This is a genomic window from Enterococcus sp. DIV0236 (genome assembly GCF_050558525.1).
GTDB classification, from domain to species: Bacteria; Bacillota; Bacilli; order Lactobacillales; family Enterococcaceae; genus Enterococcus; species Enterococcus faecalis.
The window spans coordinates 1,475,310-1,492,602 of record NZ_CP187891.1; the positions used below are offsets into that span (position 1 = coordinate 1,475,310).

Below are 17,293 nucleotides of genomic sequence, written 5' to 3' on the forward strand. Positions count from 1 at the left end.
AAAATCAGCCCGTTTTTACACTTATTCATGATTACCTGAATAACCTTTACTATTTTCCTTGGTTTTTCATTTGTTGCATCATTTGTCTAACCTTTTTCTCTGACGGTTTTTGACCCATTGATGCCATCATCATGCGTAACATATCCTCATTAACGGGAGGATTTTTTTTGAAATAATCTTGCATATATTTGCGTGCAAGGAAAAAGCCCCCTGCAGCGCCTACTAATAAAGCGATTACTGCGATTAATACTACCCAACCTGTTGCCATTGAAACTCTCTCCTCTCCGTATAGTTTTGCTCTCAATGAATTATTTTACTAGAAATAGCAAAAAAAGAAAAGTTCTTTTTGCGGGATTTCTCTTAAATAATGAAAAAAGTCTGATTTTTTTGCAAAATAGTGATTAAAAGTCAAAAATATACGCTCTTAAATGTCAATAGGACCTTTAAGAGCGATTGTTGCTTTAGTTTTGTCCTTGAATTTTTTCTAATAATTCTGGATCAAATGTTTGATTTTTTAACATCGCAATTTCAAAGCCGTAAGGGGCCTTTTTATTTTTTTTGTCTTCTCCGACATAAGGTGTTTCTAAAATTTTTGGTAAAGCAGCTAATTTTTCATGGTGAACCACACCGTTTAAAGCTTCAAAACCAATAGTGCCAAAACCAATATTGGCATGACGATCTTTATGTGAGCCCATAGGATTTTTAGAATCATTCACATGAATAACTTTTAAACGATCCAATCCGATAATTTTATCAAATTCAACTAATACGCCATCAAAATCATCTTTTACATTATAACCTACATCATTAATGTGGCAAGTATCCAGAGTGACAGAAAGTTTATCATTTAGCGTAACTCCGTCAATAATCGCAGCTAGTTCATCAAACGTACGGCCAATTTCGGTTCCTTTACCAGCCATTGTTTCTAAAGCGATTTGAGGGATTTGCTCTTTCCACAAGACTTCGTTTAGACCTTTAACAATTTGTTTAATGCCGGCTTCTGGACCTGCACCAACATGCGCACCTGGATGTAACGTGATTTGCGTTGCTCCCAACGCTTGTGCTCGCTCAATTTCTTGACGCAAAAAGTCTACGGCAAAACCGAAATTTTCCGTTTTAATTGTATTACCTAAATTAATAATATACGGGGCATGAACGACGATATTACTTAAATTGTGTTCCTTCATAAAAGCTTGCCCAGCTTCAATATTCATTTCTTCAATCGGTTTCCGGCGCGTGTTTTGTGGCGCACCTGTATAAATCATAAAGGTTGTTGAGCCATAACTAGCCGCTTCCTCGGCAGAGCCTAATAGCATTTTCTTGCCACTCATACTAACGTGTGATCCTAATAACATGTGGTTCCTCCTAATAATTCTTCTTTTTCTTTTGGTAGTGTTGATACTGTTGCAGCCATTCTTCAAGCGTGATTTTTGTTACTAATTCGCCAATTAGTTCATAGGGTATTCGCTTAGGATTAGTGAAGCGAAGACAACTTTTCCCCATGTTTAGCTTTGTTGACACTTGTTCCTGATAGGCTTCTTGAAACCAACTTCGGACGGCTTCATTTCCCATTAATCCCATGTGATATAAAGCTACTTGCCTTTTAGTAGCGCCTAAGCTGATAAATGGTAACGGTTCATCACCACGGTTGAGATAGCCTTCTGGAAATACTGAAAGCGGCACAACAAAGGTTGGCATGCCATATTGCATCGTTAATTCAAATCCTGCTGGCAAATTTTGCGAAACGACGTCTAATACTTGCTGATAAGCAATTCGCCATTTTGGTTCAACTGTTTCGATGTATGCTGTAACTGTTTCAATTGACTGCGCCATTATTTCTTCCTTTGCTGATAAAGCGCTTTGGTTTTATAGCCTTCTTTTAAAATGGCTAACATTTCAGTTTGCCGCTTTTTCCGTGTCTCCGCTCGCTTTGCACTAAATACATACCGCGCCCACTCTTTTTGATAACCAGGCGTTAATGCAGCGAATGTCGCTGCAGCAGCTGGTTCTGTTTGTACCAACGCTTCAATTTCCGGTAAATATTGAACATAATCCCCAACAGCAGAACTGGTCTGATTCTTCGCTGGCTTTTTAAGAACATTCTTCATGCCGACAACCGTAAAAGTCTCATCTAAACTAACCATGCGATTAAATTTTAAGGTTGAGCCTTTAATATACCCATCTGCCTCGTTTACTTGTAATGTTGGAAAAATTTCATCTCGGTGGACAAAAGTTGGATACATTTTATTGCCTTTTTTCGGATAAGCCACATATAACAACCCATTTTCTACTAAATGTTGACCTTCAATCACCATTGAAACAATCTCTTGAAATTCCGCCATCGTTTTCACAAATGCAAAAATCAGCTCAACTGGTTCTGAGGGTAATTGCTGCGCGGCTGAAGCAAATTCAGATAGATACTCTGCCTGTGGTCTATTTAAAATAACTGGGTGCTGATACTTCGTTAAGTTTAACTTTTCGACAATTGATTTCATAACCTACTCCTTATAGCGACTGCACTTTTTATTCTAGCATAGCACAAGTTATCTGTAATTGAATATGCCCAATAGTAAAAAAGAGTTTTTTGTAACAGAATTAATCCCAATTTATCTTTTTTAAAAGCGAAAGCTTGGAACCTGTTGTCTAAACGACCTTCGTCCCAAGCTTTCATTTTTTTAGTATTTTAACAAGAAATATTTTTTCTTACCGCGACGAATCACAGTAAATTGTCCTTCGATTTTATCAGTTTCTGTCAATTCAGCTGCTAAATCTTGTCTACGTTCTCCATTGACGTAAATCGCTCCATTTTGAACATCTTCACGGGCTTGACGTTTGGATGGTTCTATTTTTGAGGTAACTAATAAGTCGACTAAACTTAATTGATCCTCTGGTTGCACCTCATACGTCGGTACATCTTTAAAGCCTTGTTTAATTTCTTCTGCTGTTAAGCTTTGGATATCTCCGCTGAACAACGCTTCTGAAATTTTAACCGCTTGATGATAGGCTGCTTCACCGTGGACTAAAGTAGTCACTTCTTTGGCTAACGCTTTTTGCGCAGCACGTTGACCTGGGTTCGCTGTAAATTCTTCTTCAATTGTTGCAATTTCATCCAATGTTAAGAAAGTAAAGTATTTCAAGAATTTCACGACATCACGATCATCTGTGTTAATCCAGAATTGATAAAATTCATATGGCGAAGTTTTTTCCGCATCTAGCCAAACTGCGTTTCCTTCTGTTTTACCAAATTTGGTGCCATCTGCTTTTGTAATTAAAGGCATGGTTAAGCCGAATCCTTGAACTTCTTGTTCTCGGCGTAATAATTCAATCCCTGAAGTAATGTTTCCCCATTGATCACTGCCGCCTAATTGCAATAAACAACCTTCTGTTTCGTACAATTTCAAGAAATCATACGCTTGTAATAATTGATACGCAAATTCAGTATAAGAAATTCCTGTTTCGATTCGGCGTTTCACGCTTTCTTTACTCATCATATAGTTAATTGTAAAGTTTTTTCCCACATCACGTAAGAAATCAATTAACGAAAGCTCTCCAAGCCAATCATAGTTATTTGCTAGAATCGCTGGATTTTTTTCATCTTCAAAATCGATAAAACGTGACAACTGGCTCTTAATACTTTCAGACCAAGCTTTCACTGTATCAAGTGTGTTTAAACTACGTTCTGCATCTTTGAATGATGGATCACCAATCATGCCTGTTCCGCCACCAACTAAAGCAATGGGCACATGGCCATTTTGTTGGAAACGACGTAACATAAGAATTGGCAGTAGATGCCCGATGTGTAAACTGTCTGCCGTTGGATCAAAGCCGATATATAATTTAACAGATTCTTCATTTAATTGTTTTTGTAAGGCTTCTTCATCTGTGACTTGGTAGACCAACCCACGGGCTTTTAATTCTTCAAAAAAAGCTGAATTCATGATTTTCCTCCTATAGTAAAACATAATAATAGATCAAATTCCCCTATTCATAGTAACCGATTCTGTCACACTTGAAAAGTCAAAAAATGAGATTTCCCTATTTTCTCTTAAGTTTTTTCAACAAAAAATGGCAATTGGTGTAGAAACTATTCATAGAAGCTTTTTTTTGCTATAATAACACAGAATGTATCATTTTATTGAGGTGAAGCTTTTGAAAAATAATTCAAGTAACAATAAGCAAAAACCAACGACCTCTTCTGGCGGCAATGTCTTTTTACTTATTTTAAATGTCATTATTCGCGTTTTTCAGTCATTAGTGGTTTTTGGGGTTATTCTGATTGTCTTAGGTGGCTCTCTTGGCTTAGGTATTGGAATGGGCTATTTTGCTTTTCTAGTTGAAGATACACAGCCCCCAACGAAGGAAGAATTGCAAAAAGAAATCAGTGATATTACCGAAGTGTCAAAAATGACTTACGCAGATGGTACTCCGATTGCTAACATCAAATCAGATTTAATTCGGACACGAATTAATGGCGATCAAATGTCTCCATTGCTAAAAAAAGCCATTATTTCAACAGAAGATGAATATTTTGAAGAACATCATGGGGTAGTACCAAAAGCGCTAGTTCGAGCGTTGATTTCTGATGCGACAGGTATCGGAGGTTCTTCTGGTGGTTCAACATTGACTCAGCAATTGGTAAAGCAACAGATTTTAACTGACGAAACGACTTTTAAACGGAAAGCCAACGAAATTTTATTAGCTTTACGTATTGAAAAATACTTTTCTAAGGACGAAATCGTGACAACGTATCTAAATGTCTCCCCTTTTGGTCGTAATAACAAAGGTGAAAATATTGCAGGCGTGGAAGAAGCAGCCAAAGGACTCTTTGGTAAAAGTGCCAAGGACTTGAATCTTCCTCAAGCGGCCTTTATCGCAGGACTTCCCCAAAGTCCCATTGTTTACACGCCCTATACTAACACTGGTGCCTTGAAAGACGATTTGTCTTTAGGAATGAAGAGAAAAGATTTTGTTCTTTTCAGTATGTACCGAGAAAAAGCTATTTCACAAAAGGAATATGAAGAAGCCAAAGCTTACGACTTGAAAAAAGACTTTTTACCAACTGAACAGGCCAATGTCAATACAGAAGGCTATCTATACTACACGGTGTTAGATAAAGCAGTTGAGATTGTCATGGATTTAGATATGAAAAAAGCTAAAGTTAATCGTGATGATTTAGATCAAGTTGGTTTAGATCAATATGAAGAACAAGCACGTCGCGAAATCCAGTCGCAAGGCTATACAATCCAATCGACCATTGATCAGAACATTTATAACACGATGCAAACCGCTGTCGCAAATTATGGTTATTTGCTTGATGATGGAACTGCAGATGTCAATGGGAATACAATGATTGAAACTGGCAATATTTTAATGGATAACGCTACTGGTCGTATCCTCGGTTTTATCGGCGGCAGAAACTTCGATATTAATCAAAACAACCATGCCTTTAATGCCGATCGTCAAGTTGGTTCTACGATTAAACCAATTTCTGTCTATGGCCCTGCGATTGATCAAGGACTCATTGGTTCTGAAAGTCGTCTGGCCAACTACCCAACGACTTATGCTGATGGTACAGAATTTGTTAATTCCACAAATGTGGATTTAAATCAATTCGTGACTGTTCGAAATGCCTTGAATTGGTCTTTCAATATCCCTGTCGTTCATGTTAATAATGAGCTAAGGAAAAAAATGGGTGATGATAATTTCTCTTACAATCACTACTTAAGTAAAATGAACTATCCAGCTTCAGATGCTTGGGCTTACGAATCTGCGCCATTGGGTTCAGTAGAAACAAATGTTGTAACACAAACAAACGGCTTCCAAGCGCTTGCTAACAAAGGTAAATATCAAAAAGCCTTCATGATTGAAAAAATCACAGACAATAGCGGACATGTGGTCTACGAACACAAAGATGAAGGAACGCAAGTTTATTCACCGGCGACCGCTTCTATTATGAATGACTTGTTGCGCTCAGTGGTGGATTCTGCGAATACGACAAAATTCAAACCAACATTAGCTGGCTTGAATCCTCATTTAGCCAGTGCTGATTGGGTCGGAAAAACTGGGACAACTAATGACTATAAAGATTCATGGCTAATTGTCTCTACCCCGACTGTGACACTAAGTTCTTGGTCAGGACATGATCTACCAGCGCCAATGACGACGACCAGCGGCGACAATAACGGGAATTATATGGCGAACTTAGCTAACGCGCTGTACTATGCGAATCCAGAATTGTTTGGCATTGGTCAAAAATTTGAATTAGACCCAAGTGTCATTAAATCAAAAGTTTCTGAATTTACTGGTGAAAAACCTGGCTCAATTACCTATAATGGTGCCAAGTTCAACACACCTGGCAAAACAACGACTTCATACTATGCTAAAGATGGTGCACCACAAAGTACCTATAAATTTGGGATCGGTGGAACAGACAGCAATTACGCTTCTTACTGGGGAAATCTTGCTCCACGTGCCACTACAAATAATAACAACAACAATAACAATAAAAAGAACAACTAAAGAATTTGGTAAGTTAAGCTTGCAACCAAAATTATGTAAAAAAGTAGAGACGTAATTCATCAATTGATGGATTACGTCTCTACTTTTATTGTTTCTCTTATTCTTTACCATCGATACTAGCTCGAGCTATTCAAAAATAGCTCCTACATTTAATGAAATAATATGCAGCAATCAACCTATTTTAACTAAAATAATCCCTTTCTGTTTCTCAAAACAATAGCAGATACTATTAAACTTATTAATACATAGACAACTATCATCTTTAAAGAAAAATCAAATGTGAGACCTATCTCATCCATCGGCTCATACCCATTTCCTCCATTAATAATTTTAGGAAAATTCATATAAGCTGTAAAGAAAAATTTATTGGAAAGCATACTAAATCCTGAAGATAATACCACACCAACAATTAGCAAGCTATGAACAATCAAATTTCCAGTAAATAGTGAAAGCAAGAAACTGAATACTGTCAATGCTAATAACAGCATACCAAACATAATTAGGCTTCTCGACAAATAGTTAGAAAGAGAAATGATTGTAACACTTTGTCCCTTTTCAATAATCGCGACTGGATAATCAGGGTTTCCCAGACCATTTTTGAAAAATGCACTGATTGCAGAAAGAAAGATTGACAGATAAGAAACCAATCCGACTGTAAACAAAATACTACTTATTTTAATAGAATATTTTTCCCATAGTTTTAAGGGAAGTCCATTCCATAAAGAAACAGTATTTTTTCTTTTTTCTAAAGTTGCGAGCGCTATAATCATTAAACTAGGGATAATTAATAATAATGTATATGGAAAATCCATCGATAAAAGAAAACCTAGGTAATTCAAAGCAGGCATTTTAGCAACTTCAGAAGAATCCACTTGTTTGATCCTGTTTTCAGATAAATATTGCAATTCTTTGACTCTTTTTTGTTGCTCAATAATTGGTATACTGTACAACGTTCCTTTTAACATTGCGTTTAAATTACTTTCTTCCAATTTTTTCTCAGCTTCTAATAAAGCCCATTCATCACCAATTTTGATGGCATTAATTACTTTCCTTAATTGCTCACTTTCATCTTCTATCTCATTTAAAGTTTCTTTTGCTGCAGGTTCATTTTTCATTTTTTCTTTCGCTTGTTCGTTATTTTTGATTCGGTTTTCATATTGCATTTCTTTAAAAGAAAGTTGTTGGGGTTGAGCTAGCAACGGATAAATTAACATTAAAATAAAGGCTACAAACACAAACCACAGACTCTTCTCTTTCAATATTTTTATCGTTTCTATCTTAAGCATCTCTCTCTTCTCCTCTTAAATATAAGTTATCATATTGTTCACGTAAAGAAAGGTTACGTTGATCATTCTCAACCAACTTTTTATTTTTCATAAATAAAATACGTGTACATGTATGTTCAACATTATACAAATCATGAGAAGATAAAATAACTATTTTATCTTTAGAAACTATTTCTTTTAAGCACATTATGAATAAACTAACACTAGTAGGATCCAAGCCATTAAAAGGTTCGTCTAACAAAAGTATTGTTGCATCACTTGCTAGATACATTGCTAATAATACATGTTGTTTCATTCCAAGAGATAATTTTTTTATTGTTCTATTTTGATATTCTTTCATCTTTAATTGTTCAAAAATATGCTCTATATCGCTATTACTTTTCCAAGCGGCTTTAATATATTCGAGATGTTCTTTCGGCGTCAAATAATCATATAAATTTTTACTACTTTCAAGAAAAAATAGTTCTTTTAAATACGTTGCACTTCTACTATTGTAATCAATCTTATTTAAACTAATATTTCCATTTTTTCTAGGGATTAAACCAGATATAGCATTAAAGAACGTGGTTTTTCCAGTTCCATTAGGAGCAACTAAGCCAATTATTTCACCAAATTCAGCTTGCATAGATAAATTTTTTATAATTGTTCTATTACCATACTCGACAGTTAATTCTTTTACCTTCATAGAAACACCTCTTTTTTTAATCTAAAGATACCATAAGCAATGCTTTACCGACCGATTTTCTAATCAACTTAATCTTATTTTAATTTTCAATCTTACTGTGTATTAATAGCAGAATGCAAAAAAGTACAAGAAGAAATCATTTTCATGATTTCTTCTTGTACTTTTTTGCATTTCTAGTAGAATTTTCTCTTATTTTGTTGAACCTTTTTGATCAATTCCATAAGGTAAAACAACTGTTTTTTCTTCAATTTCTTCTTTGTTCATTAGTTTTGTTAATAAGCGCATTGACACGGCACCGATATCATATAAAGGTTGTGTAATACTTGATAGACGTGGACGAGAGACTTCTGTAAGCAATGAGTTATTGCTTGTAATGATTTCAAATTCTTCTGGAACTTTCACACCAGCATCTAGCATCCCATCTAATAAACCAATCGCTAGCTCATCATCTGTAACAAAGGCAGCAGTTGCCCCACTATTACGGACACGCTCAGCCAAATTAATCCCTGCTTTAAATTTATATTCAGATTCAAAAACTAAGCCTTCATTATAAGACAAGCCATTTTCCGCTAAAGCTTCTTTGTAGCCTTTCATTCGGTTTTGACCATTAATTGGATCGATTAATGCACCACTAACAAAAGCAATTTTTTTGTTCCCATTTTTCGCTAAAGTCGCTGTTGCATCTTTCGTTGCTTCTGTGTAATCAATATTAACGCTACCAACTTGTTCGTCTGGATCAATGGAACCTGCTAAGACAACAGGTGTTTTTGAACGTGAAAATTCACCACGAATATCATCTGTAATGCGATGACCCATAAAGATAATCCCATCTACTTGCTTGGCAAGTAAATTGTTTAATACAGTAACTTCTTTTTGATCGTCTCCATCTGAATTAGCTAAAATGATATTGTATTTATACATTGTAGCCACGTCGTCAATGCCACGTGCTAATGAAGCAAAAAATGCATTACTAACATCTGGAATAATGACACCCACTGTTGTCGTTTTTTTACTTGCTAAACCACGTGCGACTGCGTTAGGACGGTAATCTAAGCGATCAATCACTTCTAAGACTTTTTTACGCGTTGCTGGTTTTACATTGGGATTACCATTGACAACACGAGAAACAGTAGCCATAGATACATTTGCCTCTCTAGCAACATCATAAATTGTAATTGTTTGTTTTTCCATGTTTCTTCTCCTATAAATATGAATTTGTTCTCATTTTCTGAAAACACTGTTTACATTTCTTTCCTAGCCTAGAATATCAAAATTCTTCTATTTTTGCAACCGTTTTATCGTTTTTTCATGAAAATTTACTTTCCATTTCAAAAGGAACTTTTTGTCATTTCATGTTATGATAGTACTGTGATTCACTTCAGAATAAAAGAAAGAAGGATGTTTTATGAATCAAGAAAAAATTGCCGATTTAAAAAATTGGATGCACCAAGAAAAGATTGACTTCACTTATATTAGTGATCCTGGTCATATCGCTTACTTTTCCGGTTACGAAAGCGAACCTCATGAACGCGTGTTAGCTTTGTTTATCGCTGCGGACGATCAATCATTTTTATTTACACCTGCATTAGAAGTCGAAGATGCCGAAAATAGTAGTTGGACTTATCCCGTTTATGGTTATTTAGATAGCGAAAATCCTTGGGAAAAAATTGCGGCTTTATTAAATAAACGGACACAAGGCACACCACGCTTTGCTTTAGAAAAACAAGCTCTTTCTTTAGCTCGTTTCGATCAATTGAAAACCTATTTCCCAGCTAGCGATTTTTCGCATGATGTTACGCCTTTAATTGAAAAACTTCAATTAATTAAAACAGAACCTGAAATTCAACGTTTACTAGAAGCTGGTAGTTGGGCTGATGTCGCTTTTGAGATTGGCTTCAAAGCAATTCAAGCAGGCGTTGCGGAACAAGAAATTGTTGCAGAAATCGAGTATCAATTAAAACGTCAAGGTATTCGCTCAATGAGTTTTGATACGTTAGTCTTAACAGGAAAAAACGGAGCTAGTCCTCACGGGGTACCTGGCGAAACAAAAATTGAGCCCCATGACTTAGTGTTATTTGATTTAGGTGTCGTTCATAATGGCTATTGTAGTGATGCCACACGAACAGTCAGCTACTTGGAACCTTCTGATTTCCAAAAAGAAATTTATGGAATTGTCTTAGAAGCACAATTAGCAGCAACTGAAGCGGTGAAACCTGGTGTTACAGCAGGCGAATTAGATGATATTGCCCGAGGTGTAATTACAAAAGCTGGTTATGGTGAATACTTTAACCATCGCTTAGGCCATGGCATTGGAACCACTGTCCATGAATACCCATCGCTAGTTCATGGCAATGATTTAGTCATTGAAGAAGGTATGTGTTTCTCTATTGAGCCCGGTATTTACATTCCTGGAAAAGTAGGCGTTCGTATTGAAGATTGTTTACACGTAACGAAAACAGGCTCCGAACCATTCACTAAGACAACCAAAGAATTGCAAATTATTCAATAGCATAAAAATAAAATGAGGCCATCAGTCCGGTTGACTGATGGCCTCATTTCTAAATTTTAAGGTAAGCCGCTGAACAAAAGCAACACGATCCGTTGCTAACTTTCATAAGCTAAACGCTTGTTACCCTTTAAATTCTTTTTTTACGTCTTTCGCTGCATCTTTAACATCTTCTTTTGCTTCTGCAGCTTTTTCAGGAACATCTTTGGTGGTTTCTTTTGCTTCATCGACACCAGCAGAAACAGTTTCTTTGGCCGCTGCCGCAGAATCTTTAACGTCAATATAGATATCTTCTGCTGCATCTTCGGCAATTTCACCTAAATCTTCTGCGTGATCTTGAGCATCGTCAGCTGCTTTTTTAAATTGATCAGATAAATCACCTGTTTGTTTTTTAAAGTTATCAAGCATGTCGCCAGAAACACCTTGTGCTTTATCCAATGAATCTTTTGTTTTTTCTTTGACAGAACCTGCCAAATCAGAGGCTTGATCTGATAAAACGCCGGCTTTTTGTTTTGCGATTTCTGTTAATTCTGTTCCTTTTTGAACAGCATAATCTGTGTAATCTTGCGCTTTGTTTTTTAAATCATCTGTTTGATTTGATAAATCATCACGTAATTCTTTACCTGATTTTGGTGCAAGTAATAATGCGGCAACGGCTGCTGCTGTTCCACCAATTACTGCTCCTAAGAAAAATCCGCCTTTTTTAGCCATAAAAATCTCCTCCAATTAGTTATTTGTTTTTTTATTTTTTGAACGCATTGCTCTAAAAGCAGAACCGCCTACTTTACTCACTAAACCAGCTTTCGCTGTGCCTTTCCCTACGGTTCCTACCTTTGTAATCAAATGTTTACTTGAGGTGTTCAATTCAGAGACACTTTCGCTTAAATCAGCAACGGCCGTAAACAACGGATCAATCGTTGCCACTTTTTGATTCACATCTGTCAATAGTTCATTACTTTTAACAAGCAAGCCTTCCACTTGGCGACTCAATACATTCACATCGCTAGTCACGACTTTGATTGTTGTATTTGTTTCATCAATTGTATCTTCAATTTTTGAAACAACTTGAGAAACTTTATATAACACAAGTACTAAAAAGATGACTAAAACAACAAATGCTACCGCTGCAATTAAGGCAGCAATTTCCCCACCTGACATATCATTACTCCCCTCTGAAATTTTATTTATAATCTTAGGATAACACCAACTTATATTTTTCACAACTCATAAAGCTAAGAATGCCAATTTATTTTATAAAATTCTCATGCCCTTTTCTTTAAGAAAATAAGCGTAAAATTTCCTTCTAACGAATTGAAATTTTACGCTTATTTTTATTTATTTTTCTTTTGGTTGCTCTTTTTTCGCTAATTGAGCACCTAAATTAATAATGTATTCTCGTAAATTATCTTTTACTTCTGGATGAGTCAAACCATATTCAATGCTTGTTTTCATAAACCCAAATTTATCGCCAACGTCGTAACGTTCTCCTTTAAACTCACGAGCAAAAACGCGTTGTGTTTTATTTAAAGTGTCAATCGCATCTGTTAACTGAATTTCGTTACCAGCGCCTGGTTTTTGATTTTCAAGTACATCAAAAATTTCAGGGGTTAATAAATAACGGCCGATAATCGCTAAATCACTTGGTGCTTCCTCGGGTTTTGGTTTTTCAACAAAATTCTCGACATTGTATAGTCCTTTTTCGATTTCTTTTTCTGGATTGATAATACCATATTTTGAAGTATCTTCATGGGGTACTTTCATTACCGCAATTGTCGAAGCATGTGTTTCTTCGTAATCATCCATTAATTGTTTCGTTAATGGCACTTTATCTTCCATTAAATCGTCGCCTAACATCACGACAAAAGGTTCATTGCCAACAAATGCTTTCGCTTGTAAAACAGCGTGTCCTAAGCCTTTCGGATGGGATTGACGAATAAAATGTAAATTAACATCCGTTGTTTCTTCGACTAATTTCAATAAATCGGTTTTATTTTTTTCTTTTAAATTATTTTCTAATTCAACATTTGAATCGAAATGATCTTCAATCGGACGTTTGGCTTTGCCTGTCACAATTAAAATATCTTCGATTCCTGAAGCCAGTGCTTCTTCTACGATAAATTGAATCGTTGGTTTATCAACAATCGGTAACATTTCTTTTGCCATCGCTTTGGTAGCCGGCAAGAAACGTGTTCCTAACCCAGCTGCTGGAATAACTGCCTTTTTAACTTTCATCTTTTTTCCTCCTAAAAATCAAGTGTAAATTCGTTTTCGGTTTTGCCATCGCGCAACATGATTTCTTTTGCTGCTTGTTGTACATCTTCGTCATTGTACAAGACATTGTAGATTGTTTCTGTGATTGGCATTTCGACTTCTAGTTGTTGTGCCAATTCATAGGCTGCTTTAGTTGTTGAAACACCTTCCACAATCATACCCATGTTTTCTAAGACTTCATCTAACTTATGGCCTTTTCCTAATAAATTACCCGCACGCCAATTTCGAGAATGGACACTTGTACAAGTAACAATTAAATCCCCAACACCACTTAAACCAATAAATGTTAATGGGTTTGCTCCCATCGCAACCCCTAAACGACTAATTTCTGCTAAACCACGAGTCATAATTGCCGCTTTGGCATTATCACCAAAGCCTAAGCCATGAATCGCTCCGGCGCCCAAAGCAATAATATTTTTTAAGGCCGCCCCTGTTTCTACACCAATCACATCATCGTTCGTATAAATTCTAAAGTAATCATTCATAAACAACTCTTGCACATACACAGCGTCTGCTAAATTTTCGCTTGCTGCTGTAATGGTTGTGATGTCATGAACAGCGACTTCTTCTGCATGGCTTGGACCAGATAAAACCACAATCCCTTGCCGTTTTTCTGCTGGAATCTCTTCCGCTATCACTTCTGAAATCCGCTTATGTGTACCTTGTTCGAGCCCTTTACTTGCATGAATAATAATTGGTTTTGTTTTTAAATGTTGGGCCACTTCTTGTGCTACTGAACGAATGGCTTTAGTTGGTACCACAAACAGTACCGCATCCACATCTACTAAAGCAGTGGCTAAATCAGTGGTTGCCTGAATTGAAGTAGGTAAGATTAATTCTGGTAAATAATGTTTGTTGGTATGTTTTGTATTTATTTCATCGATTTGCTCTGGTTTATTTCCCCAAATACAGACCTCGTGTCCATTTTCGGCTAATACTTGAGCTAAAGCTGTCCCCCAGGAACCTGGACCTAAAACAGCGACTTTTTGTTTCATCGGTGAAACTCTCCTTTCGCTAAACAACGTTACTTCTTTAGTTTACCATATTCTTCAATCAAGTTGGATTAAGAAGTTGTTATTTTTTTCTTTTGTTTCTCCCGATTGTAAAATTTCAAATTGGGATTTCTTCTACGAACGATCACAATAACAATTGCTGCTACGAACATCACTAAAGACAACAATTGTGAGACACGAATGTTACTAAACGCATACAAACTGTCCATCCGTAAGCCTTCGATGAAGAAACGGCCGAAAGAATACCATATTATATAACCTAAAAAGACTTCGCCTTCTTTTAAAAAGTGTGGCTTTTTGCGTAATAACACTAAAACGATAAAGCCTAAAACATTCCAGACAGATTCATATAAAAATGTTGGTTGATGATACGTTCCGTTGATATTCATGTTATCAATGATAAACGTTGGTAAATGGAGATTTTCTAAAAATTGTCTGGTGGTCGCTGGCCCATAGGCTTCATGATTCATAAAGTTGCCCCAGCGACCAATTGCTTGCGCTAAAATCACACTTGGTGCAGCAATATCTAAAAAAGTCCATGTAGAAATGAAACGATGACGCGTAAAGAAAAACAGCGCCAGTCCCCCACCAATAAGACCACCATAAATCGCTAAGCCACCATTTCGAGTAAAGAAAATTTCAATCGGATTGTCTACATAGTCTTGCCATTGAAAAGCGACGTAATACAAGCGCGCGCCAACAATTGCTGCAGGTAATCCCCAGAGCATAAAGTCAAAGACATCATCTTCTTTTAAACCAACACGAACGGCTTCACGACTACTTAGCCAAACAGCTAAAGCAATCCCTGAAACAATAATAATTGCATACCAATAGACGGGAATACCGAAAAGGCGAAATGCAATTGAATTTACTTGAGCTAACATCATCACATCTTCTCCTTCTATTCTCCTGAATTTTCTTCAATCAAACGGGTTAAGCGCTCTTCGAACGTTTTTGTTGCATCATAGCCCATTGTTTTCGCGCGGAAGTTCATTGCTGCTACTTCAATGATAATGGCCACATTTCGGCCGGTCTTAACAGGAATACGAATCTGAGGGACATCAACGTTAGCTATTTCAACCATTGCATCATCACTACCGAGGCGATCATATTTCTTGTCTTTTTCCCATGCCTCTAAATAAACGACCAATTGAACTTGCATAAAGCCACGGACAGCACTAGCTCCAAACAGGTTCATGACGTCAATAATTCCGATACCACGAATTTCAATTAAATGCTGCAAAATTTTTGGTGGCTCTCCAACCACGGTTAATTCATCTTGCTGATAAACATCGACACGATCGTCTGCGATTAGCCGATGTCCACGTTTAATAAGCTCTAAAGCTGTTTCACTTTTACCAATACCGCTATCTCCTTGAATCAAAACACCAAGTCCATAAACATCAACTAAAACCCCATGGACACTTGTCCGAACAGCTAAACGGCCATCTAAATAACTGGATAGTTCCCCTAGTAAACGGGAAGTTGAAATCGGTGAACGTAATACAGAAACCCCATTTTCTTTTGCTGCTGTAATTAATTCTTCGGGGATTTCTAGTCCTCTGGATACTATAAAGGCTGGAGTATCTTTCGCACATAAACGGCGCATCACTAATAAACGCTCTTCAGGCATCATTCGTTCTGCAAAGGTAATTTCTTTGCTCCCAAATAATTGTAAACGGTCATGGGAATAATAATTAAAATACCCAGTTAATTCTAAACCTGGCCGGGAAATTTCACCAGTTTTAATTGTTCTATTTAAGCTTTCTTCATCTCCGTATACTACTTCTAAAGAAAGATTTTCTACCAGTTGATAAATCTTTACCACTTCTGTCATATCGAATGTCAGTCCTTTCTGCTACTTGTTATATTTTATCATTTAAAAATACAAGTTTCTAGCTATTCACTAGATAATTCCTAGAATTATCATATTTCAAAAAAATGAAACTATTTTTCAGTGAAATTACCTATGCTATTTCTGTTACTTGACTATTTCAGAAAACTTTGTATACTTGAAGCCGATCCTTTTAAGAAAAGAGGAAACTTATGAAAGAATATTTAAAGGAAAAAGCCCATCAATTACCGTTAACACCGGGTGTTTATTTAATGAAAGACGCAACCGACACAATTATTTATGTGGGTAAAGCCAAAAAATTAAAAAATCGCGTGTCGAGCTATTTTATTAATAGTAATCAACATTCTCGAAAGACGATGCGTTTAGTCAAACAAATTATAGACTTCGATGTTCTCCATACTGACACAGAATTGGATGCGCTCCTTCTAGAATGTCAACTGATTCAACAGTATCGGCCGCGCTACAATCGCCAAATGAATGCTTATGAACAATATTCTTATGTATCGGTAGCCGTTAATGAGCGGCAATTAGAGATTAAACTCTTAAATATTCCCACTAAAGAGAACTGTTTTGGTCCTTATTCGATTCGCCGAAAATTAAACCGTTTAAAAATAATTTTGGATAGTATCTACGATCTCGTCCCAACCAACTATTGGCATCAAACCTTTCAAAAAGAGAGTGCCATTCCGACCGAACTATTTCAACAAGAATTGTTCGACTTTTTCCATAATCAAGGACGAGAACCAATCAAACGAATTGCTCAACAAATGCAAGAAGTTGCTGAAAAACAAGCCTTCGAAAAAGCGGCAAAACTCAAGGAAGATTGGCTCTTTCTGACGCGCTTTGCAAACCAAAATCAACGAATTAGTCAAGCTAACCAACGAGATTGGCAACTGATGTGGTTACCTTGTCAGAAAAAAATCAAATACTATTTAATTTACCAAGGCTTGGTGGTAGCAACACGTGTTGTAACTAAACAAACGTTTCAAAAATATTCATCGCTTGAACTAGCAAAAAAAATCATGCCCAAAAAACCACCGAAAACAATTGAGCATTACTCGAAGCAACAAGTTGATTTTTTAAACATTTTATATGGCTATATCAGCCGCCATCCAGAATGTCACCTAGAAAATTTAACCATCGAAAAAGCCTGAAGAA

The 17,293-nt window shown here is 36.4% G+C and carries 18 protein-coding genes; 3 read left to right on the forward strand and 15 right to left on the reverse strand.

The annotated features are described in order from the left end of the window. Positions 1-49: 49 nt before the first annotated feature. From IGK27_RS07240 to tyrS, 6 genes are all read right to left on the reverse strand, one after another. Positions 50-268, reverse strand: a complete 219-nt coding sequence (locus IGK27_RS07240; RefSeq protein ID WP_002357397.1) for a YneF family protein — start codon at positions 266-268, stop codon at positions 50-52. Positions 269-461: 193 nt separating this feature from the next. Then, positions 462-1,355 carry a deoxyribonuclease IV gene (locus IGK27_RS07245; RefSeq protein ID WP_033626672.1) on the reverse strand — a complete coding sequence of 298 codons (894 nt, stop codon included), beginning with the start codon at positions 1,353-1,355 and terminating at the stop codon, positions 462-464. A gap of 10 nt (positions 1,356-1,365) precedes the next feature. Then, a complete protein-coding gene (locus IGK27_RS07250; RefSeq protein WP_002378382.1) occupies positions 1,366-1,833 on the reverse strand; it encodes a DUF1801 domain-containing protein in 468 nt (155 codons plus the stop codon). Further along, on the reverse strand, positions 1,833-2,495 hold the full coding sequence (locus IGK27_RS07255) for a YdeI/OmpD-associated family protein (RefSeq protein ID WP_002381844.1): 663 nt from the start codon (positions 2,493-2,495) through the stop codon (positions 1,833-1,835). The genes IGK27_RS07250 and IGK27_RS07255 overlap by 1 nt, the downstream gene beginning before the upstream one ends. Further along, the gene (locus IGK27_RS07260) at positions 2,492-2,671 is read right to left on the reverse strand and encodes a hypothetical protein (RefSeq protein ID WP_002365741.1); all 180 of its coding nucleotides are present in this window, start codon (positions 2,669-2,671) and stop codon (positions 2,492-2,494) included. Before IGK27_RS07260 ends, IGK27_RS07255 begins: the two co-directional genes overlap by 4 nt. A 4-nt stretch (positions 2,672-2,675) precedes the next feature. Next, positions 2,676-3,938: a tyrosine--tRNA ligase gene (gene tyrS / locus IGK27_RS07265; protein ID WP_033626673.1), complete on the reverse strand. Its 1,263-nt coding sequence runs from the start codon at positions 3,936-3,938 to the stop codon at positions 2,676-2,678. Positions 3,939-4,122: 184 nt separating this feature from the next. Between tyrS and IGK27_RS07270 the strand changes: the two genes are divergently transcribed. Then, on the forward strand, positions 4,123-6,519 hold the full coding sequence (locus tag IGK27_RS07270; protein WP_025191818.1) for a transglycosylase domain-containing protein: 2,397 nt from the start codon (positions 4,123-4,125) through the stop codon (positions 6,517-6,519). Between the two features lie 185 nt (positions 6,520-6,704). Here IGK27_RS07270 and IGK27_RS07275 read toward each other — a convergent pair whose 3' ends face one another. The 3 genes from IGK27_RS07275 to ccpA form a co-directional block, all read right to left on the reverse strand. Continuing rightward, on the reverse strand, positions 6,705-7,805 hold the full coding sequence (locus tag IGK27_RS07275) for an ABC transporter permease (protein ID WP_010710297.1): 1,101 nt from the start codon (positions 7,803-7,805) through the stop codon (positions 6,705-6,707). Next, complete coding sequence (locus IGK27_RS07280) at positions 7,798-8,490, reverse strand: ATP-binding cassette domain-containing protein (protein WP_002381833.1); 693 nt, start codon at positions 8,488-8,490, stop codon at positions 7,798-7,800. The genes IGK27_RS07275 and IGK27_RS07280 overlap by 8 nt, the downstream gene beginning before the upstream one ends. Positions 8,491-8,679: 189 nt before the next feature. Further along, on the reverse strand, positions 8,680-9,681 hold the full coding sequence (ccpA, locus tag IGK27_RS07285) for a catabolite control protein A (protein ID WP_002357319.1): 1,002 nt from the start codon (positions 9,679-9,681) through the stop codon (positions 8,680-8,682). Positions 9,682-9,895: 214 nt separating this feature from the next. On the opposite strand from ccpA, the gene IGK27_RS07290 reads away from it, so the two are divergent. Next, entirely contained in the window at positions 9,896-10,999 is a 1,104-nt protein-coding gene (locus tag IGK27_RS07290; protein ID WP_002408910.1) for an aminopeptidase P family protein, read from the forward strand. Positions 11,000-11,119: 120 nt separating this feature from the next. Here the strand turns inward: IGK27_RS07290 and IGK27_RS07295 are convergent, their stop codons facing one another. The 6 genes from IGK27_RS07295 to hprK form a co-directional block, all read right to left on the reverse strand. Then, positions 11,120-11,707, reverse strand: a complete 588-nt coding sequence (locus tag IGK27_RS07295; protein ID WP_002381831.1) for a YtxH domain-containing protein — start codon at positions 11,705-11,707, stop codon at positions 11,120-11,122. A gap of 15 nt (positions 11,708-11,722) precedes the next feature. Further along, complete coding sequence (locus IGK27_RS07300) at positions 11,723-12,154, reverse strand: DUF948 domain-containing protein (RefSeq protein ID WP_002357316.1); 432 nt, start codon at positions 12,152-12,154, stop codon at positions 11,723-11,725. A 177-nt stretch (positions 12,155-12,331) separates the two neighbouring features. Further along, on the reverse strand, positions 12,332-13,228 hold the full coding sequence (gene galU / locus IGK27_RS07305) for a UTP--glucose-1-phosphate uridylyltransferase GalU (protein WP_002360159.1): 897 nt from the start codon (positions 13,226-13,228) through the stop codon (positions 12,332-12,334). Positions 13,229-13,239: 11 nt separating this feature from the next. Continuing rightward, the gene (locus tag IGK27_RS07310; protein WP_002357312.1) at positions 13,240-14,262 is read right to left on the reverse strand and encodes an NAD(P)H-dependent glycerol-3-phosphate dehydrogenase; all 1,023 of its coding nucleotides are present in this window, start codon (positions 14,260-14,262) and stop codon (positions 13,240-13,242) included. Positions 14,263-14,330: 68 nt separating this feature from the next. After that, positions 14,331-15,164, reverse strand: a complete 834-nt coding sequence (gene lgt / locus IGK27_RS07315) for a prolipoprotein diacylglyceryl transferase (RefSeq protein ID WP_002381830.1) — start codon at positions 15,162-15,164, stop codon at positions 14,331-14,333. 17 nt (positions 15,165-15,181) lie between these two features. Beyond that, positions 15,182-16,117 carry an HPr(Ser) kinase/phosphatase gene (hprK, locus tag IGK27_RS07320; RefSeq protein ID WP_002357309.1) on the reverse strand — a complete coding sequence of 312 codons (936 nt, stop codon included), beginning with the start codon at positions 16,115-16,117 and terminating at the stop codon, positions 15,182-15,184. Between the two features lie 209 nt (positions 16,118-16,326). Here hprK and IGK27_RS07325 point away from each other — a divergent pair, with 209 nt between their 5' ends. Next, entirely contained in the window at positions 16,327-17,289 is a 963-nt protein-coding gene (locus tag IGK27_RS07325; protein WP_002378390.1) for a GIY-YIG nuclease family protein, read from the forward strand. The last annotated feature ends 4 nt before the right edge of the window (positions 17,290-17,293 follow it).